The following is a 23,299-nucleotide window of genomic DNA, read 5'->3' on the forward strand; positions in this document are numbered from 1 at the left end:
TTATGGAAGATCAGGTTATATTGGTTGATGAACAGGACCGCGCCATAGGCACGATGGAAAAGCTGGCTGCGCACCGTGAAGGGCTACTGCACCGTGCCATCAGCGTTTTTATTTTTGATGACCAACGCCGGTTGCTGCTCCACAAGCGTGCTTCGCACAAATACCACAGTGCTAATCTATGGACCAATACCTGTTGCAGTCATCCGGCACCGGGCGAGCACGCAATGGACGCCGCGCACCGTCGGCTATACGAAGAGATGGGCATGGAAGCCGATCTTGCCTTTGCCTTCACATTCCAGTATCGGGCAGCCTTTGACAATGGGTTAACGGAATACGAACTGGACCATGTTTTTATCGGTCATAGCAATTGCTTTCCCGCCCCGAATCCGGCGGAAGTTGCCGATTACCGCTGGTTGAGCCAATCGGATATTGAGCACGAAGTCCTTACGCGCCCCGATACTTACACCGCTTGGTTCAAGTTAATCTACCAGCGGGTATTTGACGTGTTTTAGCGTAGGGATATGCATTCTACCGACTCAATATAGCCGTTTGGTCAGTTGCTCTTCAACTGCTTTATACACTTGTAATGGCTTTCGGTTGCGCCAGTTCAGGTCGTCTAGTACACCACCGAAATTAATGAAGTAGTCGATATTGCTTGATTTAAACTCATCAACCACGTGGTCCCGGAAGTTGATGCCCGCTATCCATCCGTCCTCGATATCTTGAAACCATTCTTCATAATAACAGTCGTCTGACGCGTGGAAATTCAGTACGTTTTCGCCGATGACAATGAATTTATGGATACCCGCACTCACCATGATATCGATCACTTCGCGCTTTAGCAGCATGATATCGTTATAAATGGCATCATTCCATTCGCCTATCAACTCGATGATGGCGTAATTTCGGGAGTAGTCGGCAAACAAGACTTTCAGGTACAGCGTGTTGGATCCGAAGCTATCCCATTGTGGGTGCAGTAAAAAGTTGTAAACCTGTTTATCAAACTCAAACTCACTGTACTCCACACCATAAAATGGGGAAAGTTCGTCTTCGGCAGCGATGTAATCATCCCTCCAGCGGTAGTATGGCTCTATCTCGTGCATCGCTCTCGTTATTTCTGCAAAAATCGGAATATTCCCTGATAACTTAAAGTTGTACGATAATATTGTAAATTTTATGCGCTGGCGGCGAAAAATGGGGAAAACTGTTTAATTTAGCATCTGTTATCTAGGATATGCGCAAGGAGACAAAACGGAATTTGTTAGTGGCGGCCACTTACGGTGGCGTTTTATTGTTGGGGTTATTGCTTGGGCAGAATTTCACCGACGAAAACTCTCGTAAAGGACGGAACACGTTACTTCCCTTGGGCATTATCGACAACTCGGGTAAGGTGCAGTACCTGATCGACCTTATTGCCGACCACTACGTGGATAGCATTGGCATCGATGAACTCCAGGATCTGGCCATCGACGAGATCATAGCGCAGTTGGACCCCCATTCGGAGTACCTCCGCCCAAATCAAGCGCTGATGCAACAGGAAACCCTGGAGGGTAGCTTTGACGGTATCGGCATTGAGTATTACATCCTAAATGATACCTTGATGACCGTGGGCATCATACCCGACGGCCCGGCACAGCAGGCAGGTATGCGGGTGGGAGATAAACTGTTGGCCATCAATGGTGATACCATCGCCGGAAAACCCATTTCCGAAAAAGCACTTGAGAAAAAAATCCGCGGACGTCGGGGCACTGCCATCGAAATTGCCATTAACCGAAACGGCGTGAACTTGCCGTTACCGCTAAAGGTGAAGCGTGAGCGGGTAGAGGTAAGCAGCATCGACGTAGCATACCTCATCGACAGTGTAACCGCATACATCAAAATCAGGCGATTCGGAGCCAAAACGGCCGAGGATTTCGAACGGTCGCTCCTAAACCTAAAGAAACGGGGCGCACAGCAGCTCATTTTGGATTTGCGCGAAAACGGAGGTGGCTACTTCAACGCGGCAACAGCCTTGGCAAGCTATTTTTTCGACGATAAACAATTGATTGTGTATACCGAAGGAGCACATGAGCCGCGCGTCGATTATTATTCGAGTGCCGGCGGACTGTTTGGCAATGGCCAACTGGTGATATTGATCGATGAGCACTCGGCTTCTGCGAGTGAAATCGTAGCGGGGGCTATCCAAGACCTCGAGCGCGGCATTATCGTGGGCCGGCAATCGTATGGCAAGGCTCTGGTACAGGAACAATTTGGTTTTGGCGACGGCTCCGCCTTAAACCTCACAGTAGCACGTTACTATACGCCGTTGGGCCGGTGTATCCAGAAATCATACACCATCCGCACCGACAGTCTCCCTCATGCGGCAGACCTCACCGCCTCGGGCAATTCAGACACCGTGGCCTACACAACGACCTCGGGTAAACTCGTATATGGCGGCGGGGGCATATCACCTGATGTAATTGTGCCGGCAGACAGTAACCGGACCAGTACATGGTATCGTAAAATACGGCGGGCCAACCTCATCGAGACCTACGTGTATGGCAGGCTAACGAAATCGGTGCCGACGTATTCCGTCGAAAACTACCTCAAAGGCTACTTCCTGCCGGAGACAGAGTATGAGAGCTTTCTGCAATACGTCCGCGACTACGGTTTGGCGTATAGCGCGGGCGAAGCCAATGCCGCGAAATCGATGGTACGCTCCGATATCGAAGCCCTGTTGGGCCGGTATTATTTCGGTAGCGAAGCCTTTTTCAAGGTGAAGAACCGCTCAGACGAAGTACTCGCCCAAGCGTTGCTTGCCCTGCGGGGCGAATAAACGCCAATCCGATTACCTGACAATCTGCCCGTCGAGTAGCTCGATAATCCGATTTCCATATTCCGCATTTTTCTCCGAGTGGGTTACCTGCACAATGGTTACGCCATCTTCTTCGTTGAGTTGTTTAAACAGGTTCATGATCTCCTCCCCTTGCTTCGAATTGAGGTTTCCTGTCGGCTCATCCGCCAACAACAGCTTAGGCGTGGTGGCCAATGCACGAGCAATGCCAACTAACTGCTGCTGCCCACCGGAAAGTTGCGTGGGAAACAGGTCTTTTTTACCTACGATACCGAAACGGTCGAGCAGATCGGCTACGATGGCCTTGCGTTCACCGCTCTTTAGGTTCTTATAGATAAGCGGGGTTTCGATGTTTTCATAAACGGTAAGCTCATCGATGAGATGGTAAGCCTGGAAAACGAAGCCGATGTATTGCTTGTACAAGGCGGAACGCTGCCGCTCTTTCAACCGGAGTACGCTATCTTCCATAAGTAGGTACTCGCCCTCGTCGGGCTCATCCAACAACCCGAGGATATGGAGCAAGGTGGATTTCCCTGAACCCGAGGGGCCCATGATGGATACGAATTCTCCCTCATTGATGCTGAGGTTGATGTCCTTCAGTACGAATGAGCGAGTTCCACCCACGTTGTACCACTTAAATATGTTAGTTAATTGGATCATTGCTTTTTTATCTAACTACACATCCTTATGTGCTGCCACACTAGATGAATTTTACCGGTGGATTCAAACTTACATAAATACCGCGTAAGCTATACCAAAATCCATCCATTATTGCAAGAGACTATTATACAGCCCACTACACAAAAACAGAAAACCCAATGTGTTCGTTTCCGAACAGCTGATTGTCCGATTTCGAACACTTGGTTTCCGCAAACCGGAACGGCTATATCAACTTTATATCATTTTTCTGTTGTTTTAATCTTCTGCATGGAAATCTATCGGGAAATGGCGTACCTTTGTGTCCATCTTACACTAAGGGTGTAAAAAAACAGTATATGCAATTGAAGAAAAGTTTACTTGCGCTTTTATTTGGGGGTCTGGGCATCGGTATCACGGAGTTCGTGATGATGGGTTTGCTCGAAGAGATTGCCTACGACCTAACAATCGATATCCCCACGGCGGGTCACTTGATTGCGGCGTATGCCGTCGGTGTGGTCATTGGCGCGCCCTTGCTTGTGGTGATTGCCGGCAAGTACCCGCCCAAACGCATCCTCATCGGCCTCATGCTGCTATTCACGCTGTTTAACGCCTTTACGGCCTTCGCACCAAGCTACGCGTCGCTCCTGATTTCACGGGTACTTGCCGGGTTGCCGCATGGTGCGTTTTTCGGTGTGGGTTCGGTGGTAGCCAGCCGCTTATCTCAACCCGGCAAAGAGGCACAGGCCATTTCCATCATGTTTGCCGGCCTCACCATTGCCAACCTCATTGGCGTGCCTTTGGGCACCTATATCGGGCACCATTTCATGTGGCGGTATTCGTTTGCCATCGTGGTATTGGTCGGCCTCGTCACGTTATTGGCATTGAAATACTGGATGCCCAATCTGCCTGCAAAGCAAGCGGCGAGTGTAAAGACGCAACTGCGTTTTTTCAAGCGACGCGAAGCTTGGCTGATTGTTGGGATGATTGCTATCGGAACGGGCGGTCTTTTCTCTTGGTACAGTTATATTTCGCCCCTGATGACCAAGGTGGCCGGCTTCTCGGAGTCATCCATGACTTATATCCTGATGTTGGCCGGTTTGGGTATGTTTTTCGGTAATCTTTTGGGTGGTCGTTTGGCCGACCTTGTCTCGCCGGCAAAGGCCTCCATCATGCTGCTTACTGCGATGGTAGTCGCACTGGTGGTATTGCACTATGTGGCGGTCTATCCCATTCCGGCACTGGCGATGACGTTCGTCTTGGGTGGTACATCGTTCGCATTGGGCGCCCCCATTCAGATGTTAATGATCAACACTGCCAAAGGATCGGAAATGCTGGCTGCTTCGGTGAGTCAGGCCAGTTTCAATATCGGGAATGCGTTGGGGGCCTTTTTGGGAGGTCTGCCTATCGCCATGGGATACGGGTATGCTTCGCCTGAATGGGTGGGCGCAGCCATGGCGGCGGGCGGGGCATTGTTTGCACTTGCTTTCATTGTCCGCCAAAGGCGGAATGCCGGTTTGGCAGTTGTACGCGAAACCACCACGGCTTCAAAACAGCCCGTAAAGGAGGTTCTTTCCGTCGATGAACCCGAACCGGTATGTTAAAGAAACATTACGGTAGGCAAACGCATCAATAAATAAAGTGTCCGATATAGGCAGTACGCGGTTTGCAGAAATAAATCGTATTACGCGAGTAAATCCAATTTCACTAGCGCATAGAAGAGCGCGGCGGTATGCAGGGCCTGGCCAAACTGATTATCGAGCAGCAGCTGTTTCAATTCGGGGGGCGACGCCAGTACGACCTCGATCTCTTCTTGGTCATCAAGTTGCTGTTCTTGTACTTTCACCCCGCCGGTGAGCAGGTAGGTCGTTGTTTTATTGTCGCTGGTAGCGGGATTGGGGAACAGGGTGGATATCTCTTCAATGATATCGAAACGGTAGCCCGTTTCTTCAAGCAATTCCCGCCGCGCAGCCTCAACCGCATCCTCACCGGGATCGATCACGCCGCCGGGAATTTCGAGTACATTTTGTTTTACGCCATGCCGGTATTGCCGTACGAGGATAAACCGGTTGTCGGCCGTTAGCGCCACCATGTTTACCCAATCGGGATATTCCAACACATAATATTCAGGGACGATATGACCGTTGGGCATACGGCATACATCCTTACGCAACACGGCCCAAGGTGCCCGTACGAGGTACTCGGACGACAGGGTTTCCCACTGCATATCAGGCGATGTCTTTCATGATACGGTCTACGCGATCTTCCAACTCGCGGCTTACGCGCTCGAAGTCTGCCCGATCGGCGAGCGGTTGCCTCACACTGCAATAGAATTTTATTTTGGGCTCCGTACCGGATGGTCGTGCCGAAATCACATCACCATCTACGGTAATGAATTGCAGCACATCCGACTTGGGCAAGTTGATGACGACCCGGTCGCCCGTTTTGAGATTGTAAGACTCACTCGCGGCATAGTCTTTGATTTCGGCCACGTCGATTCCACCGAGTGTCTGGGGTGGGTTACTCCGCAGCCGCTCCATCATGGCCTTGATTTCCTCAGCACCGGCTTTGCCCTGCTTGGTCAGCGAAATCAGTTTCTCCTTATAATAACCATGCTCCACATAGAGGTCGATCAATGCATCGAAGAGCGTTTTGCCCTGGTCTTTATAGTAAGCGGTCATTTCCGCGATGAATACCGCAGAAACCACAGCATCTTTATCGCGCACCAGCTCACCGACTAAGTAGCCATAGCTTTCTTCGCCGCCTACAAGGAACCGGCCCTTGCCACCCTTGCCGGTAATCAGCTCGCCGATATATTTAAAGCCGGTGAGCGTATCGTAAAAGGGGACACCGTACCGGTTGGCAATAGCTGCAATGAGGTTGGTCGTGACAATGGTCTTCACAACGTAGTCGTCTGGCCTGAGATCGCCCTTTTCTTTTTTCGAAGAAAGCACATAATCGACCAGCAGGCTCCCGATCTGGTTACCGTTTAGCAGTTGGTATTCCCCACGGCTATTTTTCGCTGCCGCTCCCACGCGATCCGCATCCGGATCGGTAGCGAATATGACATCAGCACCGATGTGTTGACCGGCTTTTACGGCCATTGACATAGCGTCTTCTTCTTCCGGATTTGGGTAAACCACCGTTGGGAAGTTGCCATCTGGTGTCGCCTGTTCCCCGACCACGTGTACGTTGGTGAAGCCCCAACGCTCCAACGTTGGTGGCACCAAGGTAATTCCGGTACCGTGAATGGGCGAAAAGACAACTTTCAAGTCGCGTTGCCGTTCCACAATATCCGGCCGGATAACGAGTTGGGAGACGGCCTCGAGGTAAGCATCATCGAGCTCCTTGCCCAAGAGTGTGATATTCTCTTCTACCGGCCCAAAGTGGATTTGGCTGGGATCCTGGATGGCGTATACTTCTTTGATCACATTTTTATCGTGCGGCGGCACCAACTGCCCACCATCGTTCCAGTATGCTTTATAGCCATTGTATTCTTTAGGATTGTGCGAGGCTGTGAGCATCACACCGGCCTGGCATTCCAGGTGACGCACGGCAAAGGAGAGGTGCGGTGTAGGGCGCAATTCGGCAAACAGGTATACTTTAATCCCATTGGCCGAAAACACATTGGCCACAAGGCGTGCAAACACTTGCGAATTATTTCGGCTATCGTACGAGATAGCTACTTTGACCTGTGTCCCTGGATAGGTTTTTAGCAGGTAATTGCTCAGCCCTTGGGTAGCTCGACCAATGGTATATTTATTCATCCGATTGGTACCTACGCCCATAATGCCGCGCAGGCCTCCGGTACCGAATTCGAGATCTTTATAGAAACTGTCGGTCAGCTCGGTATACTGCTCCGTATCAAAGAGGTGCTTGACAGACCGGATGGTCTCTTCGTCGTACGGCGCTTTTAGCCAGACTTCGGCGTTCATTTTTATCGCGGGGTCCAAATTTGGTGTCGTCATGTGGGTGAGAATTTTCCTGTTGTGCCAAACTTATGCAAAAACCAAATTACATACAAGGATTAATTATCGACTCACGGTAACTGGATGCTCTTTTCCATTATGGCATGTTATACAGGTAATCTGCGTGAGTTCGCCCGTCTGCTCATTCCGGTGTTTAAAATGTTTCTTGTTAATTCGTTGTGTCATCTTCATCATCCAGCGGGCTGTTTCCTTGTGCGGATTATCGTCGCTCGCGAAATCCAGTTTCTTGGGATCATTTGCATCCTGGGCATGGCAAAAACCACACTTCACGCCCAACGCGACTTTGAAATCGTCCATCACCTGCTTTATCTCCTCTTGGGTGATGTCTTTAGGAAGCACCTTTAGATTAGTTGCTTTCCATTCGTGGGGCTGCGGTATGCTTTGGGGCACAAACGAACTCAATGCAAAAACCCCGGCAAAAACCGCAACTACAGCGGTAATCATTCGATAAGTCATGTTATTCAGTTTATATGGTAAATATAACCACCAACCGCTCGACTACCCGAAAGAAAAGATTATTTAGAATGGGTTTAGCTTTTCGCCTGCCTTGTCATTCTTTCCAACTCGTTCCAAAGTTCACCGGGCACCGCTTCCAGACCGCTGAATTGCCCGGCTCCCTGCAACCATTCGCCACCGTCTATGGTCACCACCTCACCGTTGATGAATCCAGCAAAGTCGGAAAGCAGGAAAGCGGCTAGGTTAGCCAGTTCCTGATGGTCACCCACGCGCTTGAGTGGCACGCGCTTTTTGAAATCGAACTGTTCGGCCAACTCCCCTGGCAATAACCGTTCCCACGCTCCCTTCGTAGGGAATGGCCCCGGCGCAATGGCGTTGCTACGGATACCGTATTTACCCCATTCTACGGCCAGTGAGCGCGTGAGCGCCAGCACGCCTCCCTTCGCAGCAGCCGAAGGCACCACGTAGGCGGAGCCGGTAAACGCATAGGTGGTAACGATGTTTAATATACTAGCCGGTTGGCGCTGTGTGATCCAATGTTTGCCAAACGCAAGCGTACAGTTGGCGGTTCCTTTCAGCACGATATCGATGATGGTCGCAAACGCATTGAAAGAAAGCCGCTCGGTTGGCGAAATGAAGTTGCCTGCCGCATTGTTGAGCAAAGCGTCCACCCGGCCGAACCGCTCCAGCGAGCTGGCCAGCAGTTGGTCTACCTGCTCACCATCCCGGATATCGCACGCAACGGGTAGTACCTCACCGCCGGTATCGGCCATCATCTCCCTAGCGGCTGTTTCCAGCACGTCCAACTTACGGCTAGCGATGACCACCCGGGCCCCCAATCGCAGAAAGTACGTCGCCATAGCCTTCCCCAACCCAGTACCCCCACCGGTAACCACGATGGTTTTATCCCGAAGCGCTCCTTCGCGCAATGCACCCACTACCGCCATTACCGGCCTCCTTTCAAGTTGTCAATAATCGTTTTAACGATAGCTCGTGTGGCTGGCGACCACCATTGCTTCAGCATCGCCTCGATGGTTTCATCCTGATCGGCATCAAATGCCGCGATAAGTGCCCGCCGCATATTGCGCTTGCTTTGCCGCCAAGTGTTGCGCTCGTACTGCGTATACTTGCGCAGTTGACGCTCAGCCGCCGAGCGGAGACGCTGAACATCGACGACTTCATCCACCAACCCCACCTCGAGTGCTTCCTGCGGCTTCAGTAACTTCCCTTCAAGCAAGTAACGATATGCGCGGGCTGGGCCCAGCCAGAACCTATATAACTCGTAGATACTTTCCGGCACGATTAATCCCACGGGTACTTCGTTGAGGCCGATGATGAAATCGCCATCGGCCATTACGCGACAGTCGCAACAACTCACCAATACACAGCCTGCCGCCGGGCTGTGGCCGCTGATTGCTGCCACCGCGGGCTTATCAAACGCCACGAGTGCACGGATAAGATCCATGAACGTATGCCAAAAGCGCCGTACCGCCCCCTCGTCATAATCGTATAAGGTGATGAGGTCCAATCCTGCACTGAAGAAACCTTCTTTACCATGCAGGATCAATCCTTCCACAGCCGGGTCATTTTCGGCATCGGCCACGGCCGCCCCAAGTTCTTCGAGCATCTGCTGGTGAAGCGCATTTGACTTACCTCGGTCGAGATAAATATGGGACACCCGGTTTTCAACTGATGTTTTGATGAAATCCATTTTGCTTATTCAACGGTAAAATAACGCACGGCACGTGCCAGCCGGCCGTTTACGTCCAGCCCTTCCACCACAATCCGGTATGTGCCCGGCGTCTCGGCGGTATAAAACTCGAACGCGGTGGTGCCGTCTTCGCCAGTAACGATATTGGGCGCCCAATGAATGGTCGTGCGCAAATCTTTCATACCCGCCAGTGAATCTACAGGGGCACTATAATCCGGCACATAGAATTCGCGGACTTCGTAATATCCCTGTGGACTATGGGTAACGACACCGGGGGTATAGATGTCTCGGTTGTACCCGGTGCCATCGCCTCTTTTGGTGGTAATGATGATTACCCCGCCACTACCCATGCTCCCATAAACAGCCGTACCGATACCCCGTAGCACTTCGATGGTTTCGACATCAGGCGGGCTAATCATGGCAAGTGCATCCCCCTCCATATACATGCCGTCCATGATAATTTGCATTGGCTGGTTGGGCGAGCGTGTCGAATAAGGCACCCCATTCTTGAAAATCACACCGACTAACCGGCCTTGCAGGCATACCGTCAACGAACTGCAGCCTATGGCCAGCTCTTCGGCGGTGATTACCTGATCGGCATTGCCCGGGCCGTTCAGGTTGCTCGAATGCTTGACTTTCTTTTCGGCTCGCTTGTTAACCTCTACCTCTTCGAGTAGAATTGTTTTTTCCTTGAGCCCGTATCGCTCCATTTCCTTAAACTGCGCTTCCGTGTTTTTGAGGTAGGTTTGGATGGATTGGTTCACGTCGATGGTGGCATCTGGTTCATTCGCATTGCGGGTTACCTGCTGCCGGGGCACCTCGTCCAATATAACATCCACGTTTTTCCGGCCACGTTCATCCCGCGCCTGTACTACGAATTTGGTTTCGTCATAAAACAACAGCCGATCAAAGTTGAAGCGGCCCTCGGCATCTGTCAGGGTATCTACTATGGCCGCGATATTACTAGTAGACAATATGGTTACCGTGGCATTCGGTACTGGCGTCTTTCCGTTCCGCTTGGTGACCACACCACTAATACGTAGGTCCTGCTCAGGCGTATAAGTCAGAGCCCGCTCCGCTCCCCCCGCCAACTCCTGCCAGTTGATGCGGCTCCACCCCTGGGTAAGCATCACGTTATCAAGTTGCCGCCGTCGGGTGATATCCGGTGTCTCGAAATAATAGGCTGGTGTTTCGATATAACCCTTGATATCCGAACTAAGCAATAGGCTGGCGTAGATATTCCCTTCCCGTACCCCACTGTCAATCGGCACTTTCGCCATGTCTACCACCGCGGCAGAAAGCGTAGCAATACGTGTCGTATCCGACGCTTGGCCAGCGGTAAGCTGCACGGCGACCTTCTCTTTTTGCCCGTACGTTTCCCGGTCCGTCTCGACTACCAGCGGCAGTAACGAAGCATCGTTGTAATTAAAGACCGTGCGTTCGGCCACCGGTATTCCATCAGCGACAAACAAGGCCACTTGCACCACGCCTTCGGGTACATTTTCTCGTGGAATGGAAAAAATCGCTTCGTTTTTTGTCTGTTTGCCCTTCGATGCGTAGAAAACAGTCCCATTCCGCTGAACCAACAGGGAAATTTCCTGCCCCTTTACTAAATCATCAGAGGCATAGGCTTGTACAAAAAGCTGCTTATCCAATTGATTATTCACCGCTAGCGCATAACCTGAGGCCTTCACTGCGGGCAATTCCACTTCGCCTTCGCTTCCATCGTCATAGGTTACCCGCGCTGTATACGCGGTGCCCGTCTGCGGGATGAAACTTAAAACACCCATGCCGGCGTATTCCGATTCGAACTCGGTCATACGCGTACCCGCCTCATCTTGAAGATAACCTTTTACGCCTATCCCGATTCCTTCGGGTGCCAGCGCCTTGAATGCCACTTTGGTGAGGTTACCTGCTACGAGGTGGCCACTTTCCGGAAAAAACTGAATACTATTGGTGTTCGATGTAGTCTTTAGCGGTATCCGCTTATTGATGGTTTGCTTGTCGGGAGCAGACAAGGTGAGCAGCACCTCACCCGATTGGAGGTTGAATGGCTGTTTATTGACAAAATCAAAAGCGATGCGTCCTTCCCCATCGGTGGTCTCCCGCCCACGTTCGATATTACGCCCCTCCATAACCACCTGATAACTGGCATCCATGTCTGCAAGTGGCTTCCCATCCAAATCGGTAAGTGTGATTTCAGCATGGACACGATGTACAGGGGAGTTTTCATAGGAAAAGGTACTATGGGTGACGATATTGTCGGTACGGGCATTGCCGATGGGTAATGTACGATCGTAGAAGATATCAGGCTCAAAATTACGCATCCAGTTGGTATACGCGCGAATCCGGTAGTTACCTTCATCGAGGGAGTCCGCCAGTTCAAAATCGCCCATCGTCACCCCCGCAACAAGTGGAAGACGGATGGATTGTACAATATGATCTTCCGGATCAACGAGGTCTACATACAGGATTTTACTTAAACCGGAAAGCTGATTATAGGCGCCGATAGTAACATAGCCTTTAAACCAAATATCATCACCCACAGTATAGTAGGGTTTGTCCAGGTGTAGGTACACTTTCTCTTGTGGATATTGGCTGGCATAGTTCTCCAGCTTCTCCAACACCCCTTCAATCACCTGTGTGTCTTGGGCACGGGCCATCGGCGCGGCAATGCAGCATACCGTCAATACTGTAAGCAAACGAAGTATTCCCATTATTTCCGTAATTTGATATTTAAGTGTTCAATTTTGGTATGACTGCAATATGGTAAATATAGGTAAAAAAAATATCTTTGCAAGATGAATATCCTTATCGTGGGTTCAGGCGGCCGAGAAAGTGCTTTCGCTTGGAAAATGGCCCAAAGTCCTCAGATCACTCAACTGTACATCGCGCCGGGCAATGCCGGCACAAGTAGTTACGGCCAAAATATTCCGCTCCAAGTAACCGATTTCGATGGAATTGCGGATTTTGTGCTTGAACATGCGGTTGACATGGTGGTTGTGGGCCCTGAAGAACCTTTGGTAAAAGGTATCCATGATTACTTCCTCGATCGCGCCGACCTCCGGCATATTCCAGTTATCGGGCCGCAACAAGAGGGTGCCCAGCTAGAAGGAAGCAAGGATTTCTCCAAGCGCTTCATGGCACGGCATGGCATTCCCACCGCCGCATCGCGTTCGTTTACCCGCGACATATTGGCTGAGGGCTTGGCCTACCTCGAAACGCAAAAGCTACCCATCGTGTTGAAAGCCGATGGGCTGGCAGCAGGAAAGGGCGTATTGATCTGTACTACCTTAGCAGAAGCCCAGACCGAACTGACCGCTATGTTGGCAGATGCCAAATTCGGTGAGGCAAGCAGTACGGTGGTTATCGAAGAATACCTTTCTGGTATCGAACTGTCCGTGTTTGTACTCACCGATGGCGATACGTACAAGATACTGCCTGCAGCTAAAGACTATAAACGTATCGGCGAGGGCGACACGGGCCTGAACACCGGCGGCATGGGTTCGGTATCGCCTGTACCTTTTGCCGACAATGAATTCCTCGACAAGGTTGAAGAGCGTATCGTCATCCCTACCGTTGAAGGTTTAAAAAAAGATGGCATCCCATACAAAGGTTTTATCTTCATCGGTCTGATGAATGTGGATGGGGATCCTTACGTGATTGAATACAATGTGCGCATGGGTGATCCGGAGACGGAAAGCGTGCTGCCACGACTTGAAAGTGATTTGGTAGACTTGTTGCAGGGCGTGGCCGAAGGAAACCTTATAGAGCGCTCATTTACACTTTCACCCAAAACTGCTGCTACCGTGATGTTGGTGTCGGGTGGGTATCCCGGCCCCTACGAATCGGGCAAGGCCATCAGCAACATCGAAAGCGTAAAAGAATCTATTGTTTTCCATGCGGGCACTACCGCGGAAAATGGCGTAGTTAAAACTGCTGGTGGTCGTGTAATCGCGGTTACCGCACTGGAAGACACGCTGTTTGATGCTTTACAGCAGGCCACCGCCGATGCGGGACGTATCTATTTCGAAGGCAAAAATTTCCGCAGGGATATCGGGTTTGATCTGTTGTAAACCAGCCGGTCGTTAGCTCTTCATTATTCCTTCTGCAAGACGTGCCAACCCCTCTTCCAGCAACGAACGTGCACAAGCGATATTGATGCGTAGAAAACCCTCACCGGCGTTGCCATACATTGTGCCCGGGTTAAGCCATAGCTTTTCTTGGTGGGTCAATTTATCGGCAAAATCAGCCGATGACGTGAAGATAGCCCGACAATCTAACCAAACCAAATAAGTGGCTTCTAAAGGTACTACCTTGATTTCCGGCAGATGGGCTGCGCAGAAATCTGTTAAGTACGTATAGTTACCGCGAAGGTAAATTTTGAGTGATTCAAGCCAATCGGCGCTATGTTCGTAAGCCGCAACGAGCGCTTCGATAGCAAATGGACTCAACAGCTCCATCTCTTGTACCTTCAACACCTGTTGGATCTGCTTCATGAGGTCGGCATCCTCAGAAAACAAGTAGCCTACCTGCAATCCCGCGAGGTTAAAGGTTTTGCTTGGGGAGCTGACCGTAATGGACCGGGCCCCAGTGCCACTGCCTAGTGATGCGAACGGGATGTGTTTATATCCGTCGTAAACCAAATCGGAATGGATCTCATCAGAAAGGACGATAACGCCATGGCGAGCACATATTTCGCCGATGCGCGTAAGGTCTTCGGGGGCCCACACGCGGCCTGCCGGATTGTGGGGATTGCATAGCATCAGGAGTTTCACGTCAGTATCTGCAGCCTTCGCTTCCAAATCTGCAAAATCAATACGGTAATGGCCTCCCGCAAAAATCAGGTCATTTTCAACCACCTGCCTACCGCAATGGGCAATAGTGATATAGAAGTGGTTATAAACAGGTGGCTGCACCAGCACCTTGTCTCCCGCAGCCGTAAGCGCCCGGATGGTTGCCGATAGCGCGGGTATAACACCCGTAACCGGACGAATCCAATCTTTTTGCAAGGCATAGCCATGCCGTTTTTGCCACCAGCCGATAATGGCATCAAAAAAACGGTCGGGGGTCAGCGTATAGCCGAATACACCGTGCGCCACCCGGGTTTCCAAAGCTGCTTGGATAGCCGGGGCTGTTTTGAAATCCATGTCGGCAATCCACATCGGCAGCACATCCGGCGCTGCCGCATCCCACTTGATGTTATCCGTCCCTTTACGGTCTATGTACTCGTCAAAATGATAGTCCATGGTTTCGTTTTATCTGCGGTAGCTAATATAAGATTAACCCGGAAATCATCAAAACTACCCATTGCACACAACGCTTGCGGCAACGCAAATTTCTTATTAGTTTTATGACCTGTGGGTTCATAACAGATAAACAATTAGGGTTATGCATAAAAAAATATGGTTTGCCTGCTTTGCAATGGCCGTTCTTGCATACGCAACTCCGGGCTTTTCGCAATCTACTAGCCTGTTCAACGGCACGGATTTGACCGGCTGGCACGCTGATGTACCGGCCATGGATAACGGGGCGGATGTGGCCAGCCCATTCCTTGTACGAGATGGGCTATTGGTAAGCATGGGTAATCCAAACGGTCATCTCATCACTGATCGTTCCTATTCGGACTACCGGTTGGAGGTGGAGTACCGTTTCGCCGGAGAACCGGGTAATTGTGGGGTATTGGTGCACGCGTCTGCGCCCCGCATGCTCTATGAAATGTTTCCACAGTCTATCGAAGTGCAGATGATGCATGAGAATGCAGGTGATTTTTGGTGTATCCGTGAGGATATCCATGTGCCTGATATGGAAGCCCGTCGGGGACCGAAGGCCGATTGGGGTACTTCCGAAGGAAAGGCACGCCGAATCAAGAACCTTACCGACGGTTCGGAAGCTTCACTCGGCGACTGGAACAACATGACCATTGAGGTGTTGGACCGCCGCATACGCGTATGGGTAAATGGCGATTTGGTGAACGATGGTTTCGACTGCACCGCAAGTGAAGGCCAGATTGCCCTGCAAGCGGAAGGAGCCGAGGTGGAATTCCGTAAAGTACTGTTGACGCCTATTGATCGGCTCTCGCCCTGAAGCAATATGTGCGTAGTGCTTTGCACCCAGAACCTTATCTGCATTTCGTTGTTATAAGCTAAAAATAACAACTATGAACAAATTATTTAGGGCATTGATTGCGGGTTGGGGTGCGAAAAAATTGGGCTTTGGCTGTTTCGGCACCATTGTCGTTTTTCTTATCCTCTACTACCTGCTGGGTTATGTCTTTGGCTAGGCTTATCGTTCACGTGCTCGGACGCCCCATGCGGCAACATGATGGGCCTTTCACGTTTTCGGCTGGGTTGCCGTTGGATTAAATAGACTCCCATAAGGATCAGCGTACCTCCCAGGGCATGTGACCACCCGAGCCGTTCGCCGTCTAGCACACCCCACATTACGGCAACGATCGGTATAAGGTAGGTAACCATTGATGCAAATAGCGCCGACGTAAGCTGAAGTAGTTTATAAAACAAGATCATGGCCAGTGCCGTGCCCACCAAGCCGAGGATAGTTACATATCCCAGTCCCTGCCATTGGGCTGCCGTACCGGTAAATGTAGAGAAAAAACCGGTAAATCCAAGAATGATCAACGACGGGCCAAACCAAATAGTAAACACTGCAGCAGACAGTTTGAAAGATGGAATACCGGAAAGGTAGCGGTTGATAATTAACCCATTCATGCCGTAAAAAGCTGTTGCCAAGATAATAAGCAACGAATGGAATACGTCGCTTTTTCCGCCATCGGCATCAACCCCCATCAGCATGGCCGCCCCAACGAAGCCGATGACTGCGCCTACCACCTGCCCCATCCGACTTTTGATACCGAAAAACAGGAATCCAAACAAAAGGATAAACATAGGCACCAGGGAATCGAGAATGCCCGCCATGGAGCTACTTACCCGCTCCTGTGCCAATGGAAACAGAAACATCGGAATGAAGTTACCCATCCCCCCACCGGCAACAACCCACGGCATCAGCTTTTTTGGAATATGCCTAAAACTCCGTACACCGAAAAAAACCAAGGCCAGCCCCGCCACGCACAGGCGTAATGCACCGACCTCCGTGGGCGTATAAACCACCAAGCCTTGTTTGATCAGAATAAAGGAGCTGCCCCACGTGAGTGTAAGAATGCCCAATAGCACCCATTTGTGATATACCGGATTCACTGAAAAATTTTTCGCTAATCTCCGGTTTTTTCTTTAACGTGAGCGGACACCAACGCAAAAATGACAACGCACCTACATACAACATGCGGAGCGCGGGGCACAAATGTTGCACGGGAAATTCCCATTAAGGTAAAAATAATTGCTGGTTTATGTTTAATTTTATCTCTTGTAATCGGTTAGTAAATCCACGCACCATGAAATTCCCTTCCTTCGCCAGCCTTTCAAGAAACGCCGCTGCTGTATTCAAGCGCTTCCCTACGCTGTTCGCTGTAGTAGCTGCCGCCACGGCATTGGCTTGCTTCCTGATGGGTGATCCGTCGTTAGATACAAGGTTGGAACATAAGCTTTGGCAATTATTGGCCACCTGCGATTTGCTGCTTACGTTGGGCCTTGCCATGGAACTTTATGCGGAGTCTAGGGCATTCGGGAGTGTCCGCAAGTGGACCTTCCGGGCAGCAGTATTCATCTTATGCGGTCTGCTATATATCGTACTCGAACCCGCCCTGTACCAAACCGATATAGTGCGGTTCGGGCTATTCATCTTTGCTTTCCACCATCTTGTGGCCTTCGCCCCCTTTATCAATCGCGGCAGCAATAACGATTTCTGGCACTTCAACAAGGTTCTATTTCTGCGTTTCCTCACCGCCATGCTTTACTCAGCATCCCTATACGCAGGGCTCGCGGTGGCCATATTCGGTGTCAAAGAACTTTTTAACCTCAATCTGCCTTCTGAAATCTATGCCCAGCTTTTTGCCTTGGTAGCCGTGGGCTTCAATACGTTGTTTTTCTTAGCAGGTGTGCCCACAATCGTTGAAACGACATCAACAGCGGCGCCCTACCCAAAAGGACTCAAAATTTTTACGCAATACGTACTCATACCCTTGATGACGATTTACCTCGCTATTTTGCTGGTGTACGAAATCAAAATCTTGGTCGAATGGGAAATGCCAAAGGGTATCGTGGCCACACTCATATTAGGTTATGCCGTATTCGGCATGCTCTCGCTGTTACTTATATGGCCCATACGGAACGATGATGGGAGCCGTTGGGTAACACTCTTTTCCAAGTCGTTCTACCTCACTATGCTGCCGCTCATTGTGTTGTTGGCTTTAGCTGTGTACCAGCGCGTATCCCATTACGGATTTACGGAAGAGCGCCATATCCTGATGGTGTTGACGATTTGGCTGACCACAATCACCGTCTATTTCCTTTGTTTCCGAAAAGACAACATCCAGCTGATTCCGGTTAGCCTGGCATTGCTGGCATTGGTGAGCACCTTCGGACCACAAAGCGCCACCGACATCTCGCGCCATTCGCAACAGCGTAGGCTAGCCCACCTACTCAACGCTGCAACTGAAGGCACGGATGAGCGCCCGAGTATCGTCACCTACCTATTGGAGGCACATGGCCTGCAGTCGATGCAGGCGTTTACCGAAACGGATCTAGATCGTTTAGACCGTGAAATTACGACAGCCAACGCTAAACTGCCCCTTTACCGTATCACGTGGTTGAAACGTGATACCATCTTCGCCCTTTTGAACGTACCGCCAAGTACCTTGTCCGATGGGCGGTACCTTTCGATTCATCGGGAAGGCGAGCGCGTCATACCGATACAAGGGTACGACTATGCTTATCGGATTGAGCCCTATGCGACCGACTCCGCTACGATAGCCATTGGAAAAAGTGCCGTGCGTATTTCCATGGAACGCGACAGCTTATTGGCTATCAGCGTGGCAATGGAAAACGATAGTGCCGTTTTATTTGATTTGGTGCCGTTGGTCGATGAAATCTACCAAGCAAAAAAAGAAGGAAAACTTACGCCGAAGGAAAATGACGGAACCGGATTTTTGTATCCTCCAGAAAAGATGGAAATTCAACAAGAAAATAACCGCTTTGTGATCACGTTGTTGCTAGACCAAGTGAATGGTGATTTCCTTGCCCCCCACGAGAAGTCGAGCCGCGGTATATATGCCGCCGGCTATTTGCTTTTCCGGGAAAAGAAAGTAAATCCGTTTTAAAAAACTCCGTTTACGGATGAATTATCTGCTAACCCCCGAAAGGAGCACTAATTTTACCCAAGTTGTATCGAAGAAAGTTAACATTGCCTACCTCCGAAAGTTTGGCTACCTTCGCAACGTAATACTGGTGTTTCACTGTGGCTTGGTGCACACGGTGTATCCAGTGTCTGCCAATCAAGGTATACGCAGTTGAAGACAACAATAGCCAAAGTTATATCTACCATAGGTCACCCCTTTTTGACGGTTCCGGTATTTGCTGTCTTCCTGCTTTTCAGTATTGAATCAACGCAACGCGCCATTTACCTCTCGCTGTTGATTGTTGGTGGCATCTTTTTACCCGTCGGGCTGCGGACCATCTGGGGCGTACGGAAGGGCACATACACCAACCTGGACGTATCTGACCAAGCCCAACGGCAAAAGTGGTTTGTTGCAACAACCTTACTTCTGCTAATCGTTACCATCATCGTTTGGGTTACGAATCAAGAATGGACGCTCCGGCTTGCCCTCGCCTGTGCGTTGTCGCTGTTGATCATCGCACAGCTGGTAAATAGGCGGATAAAGGCGTCCATGCATTTAGCTTTCCATGCATTTCTAGGTTTTCTCATCCTTTCGTTAAACTGGGTGGCTGGTACCTGTTTTTTATTATTTGCGCTACCGCTGGCTTGGTCTCGGATACACTTGGGCCGTCACATTTGGAAAGAGGTTGTGGTTGGAACCGCCTTAGGCTCCCTACTGGGCATTACTTTCTGGGTGTTGCATTAAATCAGTCGGACCACTTCGGTCTCCGGCGTAAGGTCAAGTCCACGGGTCTTTGTCAGTAAGTTTATACCCGGAGTTTTACCCCTTTCTAACGACCCAAACTCTTCAGCAATACCGAGAAAACGTGCACCGTTGATGGTGGCCCATTGGATGGTGTCGGTAAGCGAAAGCTCCGGAAAGTGTTGGTGGATGGTCTTCAGCTCGGCCAAGATACATAAGCAATCATTGGAGGCCAGGCTGTCTGTACCTAACGTAATGGTATGCCCGTATTGAACAAAATGCTGGATCCGTGGCAACGTCCCCTCGATGTATAGGTTTGCATTGGGGCAGAAACACCAAGTGACGTTCCGGCCCTGCCGTTCGACAAAAAAGATATCCTTGGCAGCTGTAAAGGTATTATGAACCAACAAAACCGGTGTGTCGACCGACAAGTACGGCATTACTGTATGTAGGGAATTTCGCGCCTGCGCCTTGAAATCGGTGATGTCTTTACCCAAAGCCCGGTAAAAATCTAAAAACGGCCCTTCCTTATACCTGAAAAGCCGATTCTCGGCCTCGCTTTCTTGGTTATGTACGCTAAGCGGTACCCGCCGTCTTTGGGCTTCGTCGTCGATCAGCTTAAACAGTTCTTTGGATACGGAATACGGGGCATGTGCAGTAATGGAAGACGTAGCCTTATCAAATTGCCCGGCAACAGCAAGGGCCTCGGTGAATTTACTGCTAGCCATTTCCGGTTCGAAACCCAGCACTTCCACAAAGGTGTGGTAATGCAATTTGCTATCCTTTTTTACCGACGCCGAAACCCCGGTATTCGCATGGTCCCCTACAGCTACGATACCGTTGTCATAAAGCTCCTTATCTGCCGCCCGCATGGCACGCGTGATGTTGTCCTCATCGGTTGACCGCTGGGCCATAACCCGTTGCAGGAACGGTATCAACCCGGTTTGTTTCGGTATGGCGCCTTTCATATGTGAGAGCTCCAAGTGGCAATGCGTATTCACAAAGCCGGGCGTAATGATACCCGCATGGTTATGAATCGGTTTTCTGGCGACGGCGTCGCTATGGGGCGGGTAAATCCCACGGATCGTGCCATCATCTGCTACCTCTACAACGCCATCCTTGATGGGTTTTCCGGTAACCGGCATTACATATGTTGCCGAGAAAAATGTGTTCATAGCTCCATGGGTTTAATCGTTGGTTGGTGGCTAACTATATCTTGTGTCATTCAGGCTAGGCTTAATTTGACGAATACACTTATGCAAATATGTATTTTTTTTCGTGTTTAACCAAACAACTGGGAAAAATACCCACAAAAAAAGCCGTACCTTTGTGCCGTGTGTGCGGTCAAATCGAAAATCGATATACGTAGCCTGACCCTTGAGCAGCTACAGCGCCATATGGTCAATATGGGCGAAAAGGCATTTCGTGCAAAGCAAATCTATTCGTGGCTTTGGCAGAAATCGTGCGTGGATTTCGAAGCGATGAGCAACCTGGCCAAACCCCTACGCGACATGCTGCAAGAGACCTTCACCATCAATGCGGTTACGGTTCGCCAGGAGCAACGCAGTAGTGACCGTACCATCAAAAGCAGCTTTGCGCTTCACGACGATAACATCATCGAAGGGGTCCTCATCCCCGCACCCGATCGCATGACCGCCTGCGTAAGTTCCCAAGTGGGCTGTAGCCTAACGTGCAAGTTTTGTGCCACGGGTTATATGGACCGTAAGCGCAACCTGAATGCCGACGAGATATACGACCAGGTCGTGCTTATCGCTAAGCAAGCACAGGAGTATTACGGGCAGCCCCTCACCAACATCGTATACATGGGGATGGGCGAGCCACTACTTAATTACAGCAATGTGCTGAAGTCCATCGAGCGCATCACGGCACCCGACGGGCTGAACATGGCGGCAAAACGCATCACAGTCTCCACGGCCGGCATCGCCAAGATGATCAAGAAGCTGGGCGACGATCAAGTACGGTTCAATCTGGCTTTATCGCTGCATGCTGCCAATGATACTAAACGCAACGAAATCATGCCCATCAACGAGCAAAATTCACTGCGTGCCCTCGCCGAGGCATTGAAATATTACTACGCCAAGACCAAGAATCCGGTTACGTATGAATACATCGTATTCAATGGTGTGAACGACGACCTTGCCGATGCGCAGGAACTTGCGGCATTTTGCAAGCACCTGCCATGTAAGGTAAACATCATCGAGTACAACCCCATCGCCTTTGCTGATTTCGAGAACGCCGCCGCAGACAAGATCGACCAGTTCGCCGATTACCTGCGGCAACGGGGCGTAACCACCAATGTCCGTCGCAGTCGGGGCAAAGATATCGACGCCGCATGCGGGCAACTGGCGATTAAGGAAACCGCGATGCCAACAGCCTAATCGCCCATGCGCCTCCTCAAGCGATACTTCAACGATTTCTCCGTACTCTTCTTCTCACAGGCCTGCGTGGGATGTGATACGCCATTGGTGGACGGTGAAAAACTCATCTGCACCAGCTGTTGGTACCATCTCCCCCACACCCGCGCCCATGCAGATAGACAGAACAGCAGTGCCCGCCAATTGTGGGGCCGGGTTCGCATCGAGGCGGTAACATCCTACTGGTATTTCCGCGAAGCGTCGCGTGTAAAACGAATCATCCACCACCTCAAATACCGTAATCGCCCCGAAATCGGCACCGAAGTGGGGATAAGGTATGGCAAAATACTTGCAGATACGGCACCTTTCAACCAGGCGGATATCATCGTTCCGGTACCCTTGCATCCTAAAAAATTACGCGCACGAGGGTACAACCAAAGTGCCTTTTTCGCTAATGGGCTTGCCCGTTCGATGCGGCTCCCCGTTGCGGAAAATGGCATTATACGGCGTCGTGCCACCGAAAGCCAAACCCATAAAAATCGCTACGAGCGGTATGAAAATATGCTGAAAACATTTGAAGCAACCGATATCGATTCAGTTGCCGGCCAGCATGTATTATTGGTAGATGATGTGTTGACGACTGGCGCCACCCTCGAAGCTTGCGCCAGCACTTTGCTGGAGAACGGAGCCGCCAAGGTGAGTGCGGTTACCCTGGCCAAAGCCCTGTAATGACGGCACGGCGTGCGTAGACGGTACCGCCCCTTGGCGATGGACCGGCGGGCATTTACATCCCTTGCGGAAAATTCCGCATGAGGATACAGAAATGACCACAATGGCTGCAAGTGCAAGCCTGATAATGCGACTATACCTCATAACTTTTATTCTTGGTCTGGCTTACTTTGCTTACTGCCGTTTCAGCCCTGTAGACGTTGTGCAATAGCAGGTAGGCAAATACGCCCATCCCTGTTCCTACGGCATCTGCAAAAAGATCCCAAGCTTCTGCCGAGCGGTAGGTGAAAATCTGCCACTGCAAATATTCCGTGAACAACGCGAATAAACAAGAGAAAAGTACCACCCTAACCGATATGCGCCACGATGGCCTGGACGTGCCGACCTGCCTGATAGCCCCGTAATAAAGCAGCACAGTGAAAACAAAGAAAAAACCGGTATGCACCAATTTATCCATTCCCGGAAAATTTGGTACTTCGTCTGTGGCCGCTGATGGCAAGCCGCACAGCACCACCACTACCACTGCCCACAATACAGCCCATATGTAATGCTTCATCTTTTCTTTTTTTGCCTGCTATC

General features: G+C 50.6%; 22 protein-coding genes. 10 read left to right on the plus strand and 12 right to left on the minus strand.

Features of this window, described 5'->3' with window-relative positions; genetic code table 11:
• Positions 1-2: 2 nt before the first annotated feature.
• Positions 3-512 carry an isopentenyl-diphosphate Delta-isomerase gene (gene idi, locus VNQ80_RS15910; RefSeq protein ID WP_325640431.1) on the plus strand — a complete coding sequence of 170 codons (510 nt, stop codon included), beginning with the start codon at positions 3-5 and terminating at the stop codon, positions 510-512.
• A gap of 24 nt (positions 513-536) precedes the next feature.
• Here the strand turns inward: idi and VNQ80_RS15915 are convergent, their stop codons facing one another.
• The gene (locus VNQ80_RS15915; protein ID WP_325640433.1) at positions 537-1,103 is read right to left on the minus strand and encodes a hypothetical protein; all 567 of its coding nucleotides are present in this window, start codon (positions 1,101-1,103) and stop codon (positions 537-539) included.
• 131 nt (positions 1,104-1,234) lie between these two features.
• On the opposite strand from VNQ80_RS15915, the gene VNQ80_RS15920 reads away from it, so the two are divergent.
• The gene (locus VNQ80_RS15920; protein ID WP_325640435.1) at positions 1,235-2,815 is read left to right on the plus strand and encodes a S41 family peptidase; all 1,581 of its coding nucleotides are present in this window, start codon (positions 1,235-1,237) and stop codon (positions 2,813-2,815) included.
• A 12-nt stretch (positions 2,816-2,827) separates the two neighbouring features.
• Here the strand turns inward: VNQ80_RS15920 and VNQ80_RS15925 are convergent, their stop codons facing one another.
• Entirely contained in the window at positions 2,828-3,493 is a 666-nt protein-coding gene (locus VNQ80_RS15925) for an ABC transporter ATP-binding protein (RefSeq protein ID WP_325640437.1), read from the minus strand.
• 335 nt (positions 3,494-3,828) lie between these two features.
• On the opposite strand from VNQ80_RS15925, the gene VNQ80_RS15930 reads away from it, so the two are divergent.
• Positions 3,829-5,073, plus strand: coding sequence for an MFS transporter (locus VNQ80_RS15930; RefSeq protein WP_325640441.1), 1,245 nt, complete (start codon positions 3,829-3,831; stop codon positions 5,071-5,073).
• A gap of 80 nt (positions 5,074-5,153) precedes the next feature.
• On the opposite strand, the gene VNQ80_RS15935 is transcribed toward VNQ80_RS15930, so the two are convergent.
• The 6 genes from VNQ80_RS15935 to VNQ80_RS15960 all read right to left on the minus strand — a co-directional run bounded on the left by VNQ80_RS15935 (position 5,154) and on the right by VNQ80_RS15960 (position 12,342).
• On the minus strand, positions 5,154-5,696 hold the full coding sequence (locus tag VNQ80_RS15935; RefSeq protein WP_325640442.1) for an NUDIX hydrolase: 543 nt from the start codon (positions 5,694-5,696) through the stop codon (positions 5,154-5,156).
• Position 5,697: 1 nt separating this feature from the next.
• Positions 5,698-7,437 (minus strand): phospho-sugar mutase, encoded by a 1,740-nt coding sequence (locus VNQ80_RS15940; RefSeq protein WP_325640443.1) that lies wholly within the window; start codon positions 7,435-7,437, stop codon positions 5,698-5,700.
• 63 nt (positions 7,438-7,500) lie between these two features.
• Positions 7,501-7,914: a c-type cytochrome gene (locus tag VNQ80_RS15945; RefSeq protein WP_325640445.1), complete on the minus strand. Its 414-nt coding sequence runs from the start codon at positions 7,912-7,914 to the stop codon at positions 7,501-7,503.
• Between the two features lie 74 nt (positions 7,915-7,988).
• On the minus strand, positions 7,989-8,861 hold the full coding sequence (locus tag VNQ80_RS15950) for an SDR family oxidoreductase (protein ID WP_325640447.1): 873 nt from the start codon (positions 8,859-8,861) through the stop codon (positions 7,989-7,991).
• Complete coding sequence (locus tag VNQ80_RS15955) at positions 8,861-9,625, minus strand: enoyl-CoA hydratase/isomerase family protein (RefSeq protein ID WP_325640449.1); 765 nt, start codon at positions 9,623-9,625, stop codon at positions 8,861-8,863. Before VNQ80_RS15955 ends, VNQ80_RS15950 begins: the two co-directional genes overlap by 1 nt.
• 5 nt (positions 9,626-9,630) lie before the next feature.
• Positions 9,631-12,342 carry a TonB-dependent receptor plug domain-containing protein gene (locus tag VNQ80_RS15960; protein ID WP_325640451.1) on the minus strand — a complete coding sequence of 904 codons (2,712 nt, stop codon included), beginning with the start codon at positions 12,340-12,342 and terminating at the stop codon, positions 9,631-9,633.
• Positions 12,343-12,426: 84 nt separating this feature from the next.
• On the opposite strand from VNQ80_RS15960, the gene purD reads away from it, so the two are divergent.
• A complete protein-coding gene (gene purD, locus VNQ80_RS15965; RefSeq protein ID WP_325640453.1) occupies positions 12,427-13,701 on the plus strand; it encodes a phosphoribosylamine--glycine ligase in 1,275 nt (424 codons plus the stop codon).
• Positions 13,702-13,713: 12 nt separating this feature from the next.
• Here purD and VNQ80_RS15970 read toward each other — a convergent pair whose 3' ends face one another.
• The gene (locus VNQ80_RS15970) at positions 13,714-14,874 is read right to left on the minus strand and encodes a MalY/PatB family protein (RefSeq protein WP_325640455.1); all 1,161 of its coding nucleotides are present in this window, start codon (positions 14,872-14,874) and stop codon (positions 13,714-13,716) included.
• 142 nt (positions 14,875-15,016) lie between these two features.
• Between VNQ80_RS15970 and VNQ80_RS15975 the strand changes: the two genes are divergently transcribed.
• Positions 15,017-15,712 carry a DUF1080 domain-containing protein gene (locus VNQ80_RS15975; RefSeq protein WP_325640457.1) on the plus strand — a complete coding sequence of 232 codons (696 nt, stop codon included), beginning with the start codon at positions 15,017-15,019 and terminating at the stop codon, positions 15,710-15,712.
• A 73-nt stretch (positions 15,713-15,785) separates the two neighbouring features.
• A complete protein-coding gene (locus tag VNQ80_RS15980; protein WP_325640459.1) occupies positions 15,786-15,908 on the plus strand; it encodes a hypothetical protein in 123 nt (40 codons plus the stop codon).
• Here VNQ80_RS15980 and VNQ80_RS15985 read toward each other — a convergent pair.
• Positions 15,871-16,839, minus strand: coding sequence for a DMT family transporter (locus VNQ80_RS15985; protein ID WP_325640461.1), 969 nt, complete (start codon positions 16,837-16,839; stop codon positions 15,871-15,873). The two genes, VNQ80_RS15980 and VNQ80_RS15985, sit on opposite strands and share 38 nt — an antisense overlap.
• Positions 16,840-17,033: 194 nt before the next feature.
• Between VNQ80_RS15985 and VNQ80_RS15990 the strand changes: the two genes are divergently transcribed.
• Complete coding sequence (locus tag VNQ80_RS15990) at positions 17,034-18,857, plus strand: DUF4153 domain-containing protein (protein ID WP_325640465.1); 1,824 nt, start codon at positions 17,034-17,036, stop codon at positions 18,855-18,857.
• A gap of 189 nt (positions 18,858-19,046) precedes the next feature.
• A complete protein-coding gene (locus VNQ80_RS15995; RefSeq protein WP_325640467.1) occupies positions 19,047-19,619 on the plus strand; it encodes a hypothetical protein in 573 nt (190 codons plus the stop codon).
• Here VNQ80_RS15995 and VNQ80_RS16000 read toward each other — a convergent pair.
• Positions 19,616-20,791, minus strand: a complete 1,176-nt coding sequence (locus VNQ80_RS16000) for an amidohydrolase family protein (RefSeq protein ID WP_325640469.1) — start codon at positions 20,789-20,791, stop codon at positions 19,616-19,618. The genes VNQ80_RS15995 and VNQ80_RS16000 overlap by 4 nt on opposite strands.
• A 159-nt stretch (positions 20,792-20,950) precedes the next feature.
• Between VNQ80_RS16000 and rlmN the strand changes: the two genes are divergently transcribed.
• Together rlmN and VNQ80_RS16010 are read left to right on the plus strand one after the other, a co-directional pair.
• Positions 20,951-22,015, plus strand: coding sequence for a 23S rRNA (adenine(2503)-C(2))-methyltransferase RlmN (gene rlmN, locus VNQ80_RS16005; protein ID WP_325640471.1), 1,065 nt, complete (start codon positions 20,951-20,953; stop codon positions 22,013-22,015).
• Between the two features lie 6 nt (positions 22,016-22,021).
• On the plus strand, positions 22,022-22,720 hold the full coding sequence (locus VNQ80_RS16010) for a ComF family protein (RefSeq protein ID WP_325640473.1): 699 nt from the start codon (positions 22,022-22,024) through the stop codon (positions 22,718-22,720).
• 133 nt (positions 22,721-22,853) lie between these two features.
• Here the strand turns inward: VNQ80_RS16010 and VNQ80_RS16015 are convergent, their stop codons facing one another.
• Positions 22,854-23,276 carry a VanZ family protein gene (locus VNQ80_RS16015; RefSeq protein ID WP_325640475.1) on the minus strand — a complete coding sequence of 141 codons (423 nt, stop codon included), beginning with the start codon at positions 23,274-23,276 and terminating at the stop codon, positions 22,854-22,856.
• Positions 23,277-23,299: the final 23 nt, after the last annotated feature.

The organism is Parapedobacter sp. (assembly GCF_035556095.1).
Taxonomy (GTDB): Bacteria; Bacteroidota; Bacteroidia; order Sphingobacteriales; family Sphingobacteriaceae; genus Parapedobacter.